Annotated in this window: 9 protein-coding genes; 2 read left to right on the forward strand and 7 right to left on the reverse strand. The window is 43.4% G+C overall.

The features are described 5' to 3' along the window. Window positions 1-68 precede the first annotated feature (68 nt). Window positions 69-488 (forward strand): hypothetical protein, encoded by a 420-nt coding sequence (locus K8R76_03130; GenBank protein ID MCD4847166.1) that lies wholly within the window; start codon window positions 69-71, stop codon window positions 486-488. Continuing rightward, window positions 488-892: a type II secretion system protein GspG gene (locus K8R76_03135; protein ID MCD4847167.1), complete on the forward strand. Its 405-nt coding sequence runs from the start codon at window positions 488-490 to the stop codon at window positions 890-892. The genes K8R76_03130 and K8R76_03135 overlap by 1 nt, the downstream gene beginning before the upstream one ends. An 85-nt stretch (window positions 893-977) precedes the next feature. Here K8R76_03135 and K8R76_03140 read toward each other — a convergent pair whose 3' ends face one another. The 7 genes from K8R76_03140 to K8R76_03170 all read right to left on the reverse strand — a co-directional run bounded on the left by K8R76_03140 (window position 978) and on the right by K8R76_03170 (window position 6,849). Next, window positions 978-1,637, reverse strand: a complete 660-nt coding sequence (locus tag K8R76_03140; GenBank protein MCD4847168.1) for a class I SAM-dependent methyltransferase — start codon at window positions 1,635-1,637, stop codon at window positions 978-980. A 129-nt stretch (window positions 1,638-1,766) separates the two neighbouring features. Then, a complete protein-coding gene (locus K8R76_03145; GenBank protein ID MCD4847169.1) occupies window positions 1,767-2,888 on the reverse strand; it encodes a hypothetical protein in 1,122 nt (373 codons plus the stop codon). Between the two features lie 140 nt (window positions 2,889-3,028). Beyond that, complete coding sequence (locus K8R76_03150) at window positions 3,029-4,828, reverse strand: S9 family peptidase (GenBank protein ID MCD4847170.1); 1,800 nt, start codon at window positions 4,826-4,828, stop codon at window positions 3,029-3,031. Between the two features lie 99 nt (window positions 4,829-4,927). Further along, window positions 4,928-5,185: a type II toxin-antitoxin system RelE/ParE family toxin gene (locus K8R76_03155; GenBank protein MCD4847171.1), complete on the reverse strand. Its 258-nt coding sequence runs from the start codon at window positions 5,183-5,185 to the stop codon at window positions 4,928-4,930. Next, window positions 5,172-5,405 carry a CopG family transcriptional regulator gene (locus tag K8R76_03160; GenBank protein ID MCD4847172.1) on the reverse strand — a complete coding sequence of 78 codons (234 nt, stop codon included), beginning with the start codon at window positions 5,403-5,405 and terminating at the stop codon, window positions 5,172-5,174. Before K8R76_03160 ends, K8R76_03155 begins: the two co-directional genes overlap by 14 nt. 146 nt (window positions 5,406-5,551) lie before the next feature. Next, window positions 5,552-6,070 (reverse strand): NUDIX domain-containing protein, encoded by a 519-nt coding sequence (locus K8R76_03165; GenBank protein ID MCD4847173.1) that lies wholly within the window; start codon window positions 6,068-6,070, stop codon window positions 5,552-5,554. Between the two features lie 152 nt (window positions 6,071-6,222). Beyond that, entirely contained in the window at window positions 6,223-6,849 is a 627-nt protein-coding gene (locus tag K8R76_03170; GenBank protein ID MCD4847174.1) for a flavodoxin family protein, read from the reverse strand. Window positions 6,850-6,934: the final 85 nt, after the last annotated feature.

The following is a 6,934-nucleotide window of genomic DNA, read 5'->3' on the forward strand; positions in this document are numbered from 1 at the left end:
CGCTTTCATTTGACTAAAACTCATAATGAGTTAATATTTTTATATATATGAAAAGGAGTGTGATACAGATGTCTGAACCGGAACAGATTGACAGAGATATTGATATACCAGATCAGGTCGATTCCAGGAAGAGCAGCGATGGTTCCAGGAAGAAGAAGGTTTCAGGAATCATCTGGATATTATCGATATTTGCTATTGTTCTTATCGTAATACTGATTTTGCCATCAGGCAGTTCCAATTCATTCAATACAGATATCTCATCCGAGGAACAGGAACTTCGAGATATGATATACACCATTGCCTGCGATATACATGAATATCACCGGCTGAATGGAAGGCTCCCGCAAATTCCGGAGGAAATAGAAATATCTTCGCAGGCTATCACCTACACCGAAGAAGACGATTCACACTGGTTTCTCATGTCAGGTGACGATCTTATCTACTATTCCGATATGGACCCAATGGAATTCGCTAAGGGAGAAATCTGATGATCTCCGGGAACCGTAGCGGGTTTACGCTTGTGGAATTGCTTGTAGTCGTTATCGTCATCGGTGTCCTTGCGGCTATTGCCATACCGAAGTTCGGTAATCTGTCCGAACAGGCTAAAACACAGAGCTGCAGACATAACATGAGAAATCTGGCAAGTGCCCTTCAGATGTACTATGGCTCAACGGGTCATTACCCCTATGAGAATGAAGGACACAGGTGGAGAAATTTTTCAGCGATTGAGGAGTACATACAGAATTGGGACAAGCTTGAATGCCCCTCATGCGGTACTCATTACAGATATAGAATCACCGGAAGGAATTACGACAACTTCAGAATCAGAGGCTGGAACAGAAATTGCAGAAATAATCATGGCATGTATGTAAACGGAATGCCTAACTGGTAAAAACCAGGCGCTGAATTGTGCTGAAACGTCCGCTGAAAACCTTACAATAAAAGGTTTGCCAATCGAAGACCGCAGTCCGATCGGTTTACTTCCCGATCTGTCCTGCTCGTCCTACATATGCAGCAACCTTATACTCTATCTCATTCGCCTTGACCGCATTCCCAGCTTCTTCGCCAAAATAAAAGCTCAGCAGTTCTCTTGCTTCATCGAGTGTATCAAACCGGAACGATGTTTCAAGTATTCTACGCTCAAATCCATGGTTCGTGTACCACTCCCCACCATCTGAAATCGAATTCCTCGACAGCGAGCAAAACTCATCATCTCCAGCGTTTTCGATGATTGCGATAACGCCGTTCGATGTTACTACTCGACGAACCTCCATCAATCCTTCTAGTTTACAGTCTATGCCGGACAGAAAGAATGCCCATGTGGCATAAGCAGCGGTAAACGCGTTATCAATAAACGGTAATTTCTGCGCAACTCCCCGCGACCAGAGAAGAGGTTTATCTGTATCAATCATCTCTGGTTCTGGCTCTAAAGCCACGACGAGACGGTCGTTGCTCTTTACGTAATCGGCAACAAATCCGTTTCCTGCACCGATGTCCAAGACACATCCGTTCGGCAGAATGCTGTCTAAGAATTGGAGGACAATACCGTCACGGTCCATACATCTGCGTTCGATCTCAAAGAGCCGCGGATTCTCCGCTGCGTAGAACGGGATCACCTCATTGCTGTTATCCCTCATTCTTCCTTTCATAACTGTCCGAATAAGCCGTCCCGCTTACCACGCTGGTAATCCAGGCGAGGTATGTTCAATTTGGCTGATATTAATATAGTGTTCTTCAAATGTGTTTACAGATAAGAATAGCAAGTTCTATGACCCGTCTGCAGGCATATCGATATCCAGTGTATAAACTCGTTCGAATCGACTGGAATTACTGATAGCTGCAATGATACCAATCTGATCAACACTGAAAAACAGACCGGGATCCTTCTCATTTCGATAAAGACGGGCTGTATATATCATGTCTCCTGAACGATTCCAGATATCGAACAGGTAGTCAATATCCGAATCGTGCCTTACAACCCACAAATTACCTTCAGCATCTGTTCCTGCAAGCGATATGAGCTGGTAGAAAGGAGACGGTTCATAACCTCCGGTATAAGCCTGATCTTGTACTGCCCATTCCTCAAAATCGTCGATCTCCGCCTGGATCTCCTCCGGAGATTTTGGCATTCTGTTTACATCATCTCGCTCAATCTGCAGCAGTTCCGTTCCGTTCGGAGTGTATACAGAGATGTGGTATTCTGTGTTATCAACCGCAATGAAGACATTACCTTCACAATCAGCAGTAAAATCAATAAGGTTGATCTCGGTGTACATCTCAGGAGCTGGCCAAATCCATTCGCGCGAATTGAATACAACTGAAGGTATTGAGGATGCGTCGAATCTTCCTATGATTGAACTGAAAATTATTTCCTCGTCACTCATTTCCAATTTCATCATCAAACCTGCAATCGAAGATGAATCAAGCGGATACATGCTGAGTGGTACATACCTATCAGTTGTGAAGTAACTTCCAAGATAGTTACCGGCAATATCGAAGGACATCACTTCCTGCTTCATTTCGTCTGAAACAAGTATCCTGCCGTCATGCAGGGCACATATTGCCTGTGGGAGAAGCAATTCTCCAGGACCATCTCCCCGTCGGCTTATCAGGTAAGAATCACCTTCAGTCGTGATGACTCGAATTCTAAGGGATGAGCGATCCAGCAGCAGAATAGAACCATCAGGATGATTGCAGAGGCCATTGATGCTGCCAATCATATTCAGGGAATCTCCAAGCTCCACGCCGAATGAATCATCTATCGATATTTCGTATTCAGGTATAGTGATCGAATTGGATATTGCAGGTTCTTGATCATCCGATTCGCATGAACCTGATAAAGATATCATGATTACCAGGATAGCTATAGAAAGGGCGGATTTCATCATATACCTTCCTACTTGATAATGCTTTAAATCAGCAGACTGCGAAACATTCGCATCGATCATATAACCGCAGTTCCGCTGAATTTTGTTATGTTCTAATCATCTTCCAGCACGATGAACTCTGACAAATACTATCCTACTTTTTATTTCTTCGCAACATGTTTATCAAGGAAACATAGAATTGTTTTCATGACTTCAATCTGTGTTGATTTCATACTGAAGTAGTGATTCTCATCCTTATAGATTTCAAGACTACATTCCTTGCCATTGCTTTCCATTTGATTCCTCAGTTGTTCAGCTTGATCGAGAGGAACGCGCTCATCCCTGGCTCCCTGAAAGATCAGTAATGGTGCTGTTATCTCAGAGCAATGAGTAATTGGAGATCGAGCTCGATAGAATTCAGGATTCTCCTCAGGTCTGCCGATCTGATTCTCTAACCACTCTCTTACCCAACCACTGGTACTGCTGTGGAATGTCTTCAGATCAACGAAACCGAAAAGGTCAATTCCAGCTACCCATAATTCAGGAGTCCTGGCCATAGCCATCAGCATCAGGTAACCTCCGTAGCTTCCTCCCAGGAGAGCTATTCTGTCTGGATCAGCCTGCCTAGCGGACATCAGCCACTCAGCTGCAGCAACTACATCCTTCAGGTCTCCACCTCCCCAGTCGCCGATGCTTTTTTTCTCAAATTCCTTTCCGTATCCAGTACTCCCCCGAAAGTCAGGGGCAAGAACCAAATATCCGTGATTAACCAGGAGCTGAATCCTTGGGTGCCACCAATTAAAAGTTTGGTAGTTGGGACCTCCATGAAGTCTGATAACCGCTGGAGGGAGCTCATCATCTGGTTTATATGCTGGTCTGAAAAGAAGTGCAGGTATCTCCAAACCATCGAGAGAGGAATAAGTAATTTCTTCCGGTGTCACCAGCACTTCCTTGTCGACGGAATCAGGCAGCCCGGCAGTCAGTTGCAGCAACTCATCTGTATTAAGATCTATGTGCCATAGGCTTAATGGATTGAGTGGTCCCTCATGAGTAAATACAATTGACCTGGAATCAGATGTGAATTCCATATCTGAGCACAAACCAGCAGTTGGTCCAGGGAGCCTTATCTCACCGCTTTTCAAGTCTGCTATCGTGATTAATCGACTCCCTCGCATATCAACTTGATAAGCCAATTTGGATCCATCCGGTGACCATGTCGGAATCCAGCAATTCCTTTCCCCAGTAGTCACCCATCTAACATTATCCTCAGGTAAATAAAGAATTCCGATATGGTAACAACCGCTGACATTTGAAGCAAATGCAACACTCTTTCCATCCGGTGACCATTTACCCCAACCGTTACGATCTGCTTCAGGCCCGATCTTCCTCAACTTCTTGCTGTCGAGGTTGATCAATATCATCTCATACTGGCTAAGTGGGCCATAGCCAACTCTTCTGTAGAAAAGCAATCTGCATCCGTCCGGAGACCATTGTGGATACAGATCCATTTCCGAACCTGAAGTAAGACGAAGCAGGTTTCTACCATTAGCATCTATCGTGAAGATATCTGTTGAGCTTTCGCAGTTTGAGCAGAATACAAGATGCTTACCATCGCCGGACCAGGAAGTATCCCAAATGCTACCCTCTTCAAGTTCGAGCAGTGTGTTTATAGTTCTGTCAAATAAGCTCATTGTGCAGAGATTGCATCCTTTACCATCTTCTCCTGAATGTACAAATGCAATCAGATCATTTCTTGACGACCAGGTGAGTGCAGTCTTGGAGCCAACGCATTCAGTCAACTGTTCTGGTTCGAATTCTTTTATCTCCGCAAGGTAAATTTGAGAAACACCTTTGGTTTCTCTGGAGAAAGCTACCGACTTGCCATCAGGTGAAAGTGAGAAACTCCTAACGATCTTTAGATTGTTAATGAGTTCCTCAGGAGTAAGGTGGTTCAAGCTCATATACTACATTCACCTTTTCGTTTTTGACTATAACATCAGCCATCACTCGCGGAAGGAGTTGTATACACAGCCCGTCGAGAGCATGGCTTTGTTCGATTTCTACCTGTATACGTTTTTCCTGTGCCTGGCTCTGACTACACAGACAATGAGTTCCTCATCTTTGATCTCATATATCACCCTGTATACACCACAGCGTAATCTGTACTTTTCCTCACCGGAGAGTTTCCTGGATTGTGGCGGGCGTGGATTATTGGCAAGAGCCCCAATTGCCTTAACGATGCGCCTCACATCCTTCTTAGGTATGCCATTGAGATCTTTGTGGACAGAATTGCGGACAAGAATTCTATATTCTGCCATTGCGCTTCAGCTCATTAACGAACTCTTCGAAGGCGATAGCAGGCTCATCTTGTCGAATTCGGAATACAGCCAAATCATCTGCATCCGCAGAAAGTTCATCGCGGATGGCATCGTTTACCAGGTCTGACATCGAGCGTGATGTCTCGATCGATTTGAGTCGCAGAGCCTTGTGCAGATCAGGTTCAAGATATACTGTAGATCGCTTTGTCAGCTCAGTCATGATTCACCTCCGATTCTGTACGATGCATAACGCTATAACGTTATGATGTCAAGATGTCTTTTTGATACTGAATCGAATGTTTGCATAACCAGCACAGATATTACTCTGGTTCATAGCTTTGCATTTGTGGCTGGTCCGTGCATTTGTTAGGTGAATTCTCTCTCATTCATTGCTTCCATTGCCAATATTTCTCTTTCTAGCCAAGATGGTTTTTTATCTTTTGATGATTTAAGTATTTGTTTGTTTAGTCCAATTGCCTTTTCTATGGTAATCCAAATCGGTATAAATCCTAATTCTTCTTCATATTTATCAAGTTGCTGTGTTACATATTCATTATTTACTTCACATAGATAATACTCTGAAATCATTTTAAATAATGTTGTTTCTGATTCCTTTGATTGACTCAATTCTGTAATTCTTATTACTATTTCTTTAATTTCTGATAATACTAGTCCACATTCTTCTCTAATTTCTCTTCTTAATGCTTCTGAATCATCTTCCTGTTTTTCTACTCCACCACCAGGAAACTTATAATCACCAACATTAGTTGAATGAATTAGTAGGACTTTGTCCTGTCTTCGTATTATTGCTCTTACTGCCTTTCTATATACTTCGGCATTAAATATTTGCCCTTCTTTGTAATGAATTATTGAATGCTCAATCAATCTTATTCTCCCATTCACTCACCAATACGCTCGAAGCGCGGCGCGAACACTCTAAATCAGCAGACTGCGAAAACAGGTCAATTAAATCCATGGCTGCGGTTCTGCTGCATTTTGTGGTTAGCTGATCTCTTTTTCAAAATACACAGTAGTCTTTAAACAAGCTTCTCACCAAGCTTTCTGGCTTTGTTGAAATACTGCTCGATTTCTCGGTGCCATAGATCACCAGCGTAAAGCTCTCCGACTGTCTGTGCATTCAGCGAATCCTTCAGGACTCCTTTAATCTGTGGTGTTGCCCAGTTACATAACTTTTTGTACTTGGCAGGTATCATTCCTGAAACTGCAATGATTACCGCTTTCCTTTTCTTGTTTGATCTTGGAGCTGGACAGCCTTTCACCAGGATGTAGCTCTTCGCTGGTTTCGCGAATGTCCAGCAGACCCTCTCAAGGAAAGTCATTACAAGTGCGGTAGCATATCCCATATGGATTGGAGTTCCCATTATTAAAGCATCAGCATTCAAGATATCCTGATTGATTTCATCCATATCATCACGGATCACACATCTGGCAATGGGACTCTCAGTATCCCTGCTCCAGCAGGAAAGGCAATCTTTGCAGTGACTTATCTTGTGATCAGCGAGGTAAAGTTTCTTCACAGATACATCAGGAAGCTTCTTCTTAACTCCCTCAATTGCTTTGTCTACCAGTGTATCAGTGGCTTGCTCTTTTCGTGGACTACCTATAATTGCTAGAAGGTTCATTCCAACACTCAAATCAAACATTCCTCTCTACATTCATGCCGCGCGCAGCGCGAACGTTTGTATAACCAGCACAGATATTACTCTGGGTCATAGCTTTGCATTTGTG

The sequence above is a fragment of the Candidatus Aegiribacteria sp. genome, assembly GCA_021108435.1.
Lineage (GTDB): Bacteria > Fermentibacterota > Fermentibacteria > Fermentibacterales > JCC-6 > Aegiribacteria.

What these genes read in the sequence shown, in the direction of transcription:
- K8R76_03130 (MCD4847166.1), top strand. Translation starts at nt 69, where the DNA reads ATGTCTGAACCGGAACAGATTGACAGAGATATTGATATACCAGATCAG.
- K8R76_03135 (MCD4847167.1), top strand. Translation starts at nt 488, where the DNA reads ATGATCTCCGGGAACCGTAGCGGGTTTACGCTTGTGGAATTGCTTGTA.
- K8R76_03140 (MCD4847168.1), bottom strand. Translation starts at nt 1,637, where the DNA reads ATGAGGGATAACAGCAATGAGGTGATCCCGTTCTACGCAGCGGAGAAT.
- K8R76_03145 (MCD4847169.1), bottom strand. Translation starts at nt 2,888, where the DNA reads ATGATGAAATCCGCCCTTTCTATAGCTATCCTGGTAATCATGATATCT.
- K8R76_03150 (MCD4847170.1), bottom strand. Translation starts at nt 4,828, where the DNA reads ATGAGCTTGAACCACCTTACTCCTGAGGAACTCATTAACAATCTAAAG.
- K8R76_03155 (MCD4847171.1), bottom strand. Translation starts at nt 5,185, where the DNA reads ATGGCAGAATATAGAATTCTTGTCCGCAATTCTGTCCACAAAGATCTC.
- K8R76_03160 (MCD4847172.1), bottom strand. Translation starts at nt 5,405, where the DNA reads ATGACTGAGCTGACAAAGCGATCTACAGTATATCTTGAACCTGATCTG.
- K8R76_03170 (MCD4847174.1), bottom strand. Translation starts at nt 6,849, where the DNA reads ATGTTTGATTTGAGTGTTGGAATGAACCTTCTAGCAATTATAGGTAGT.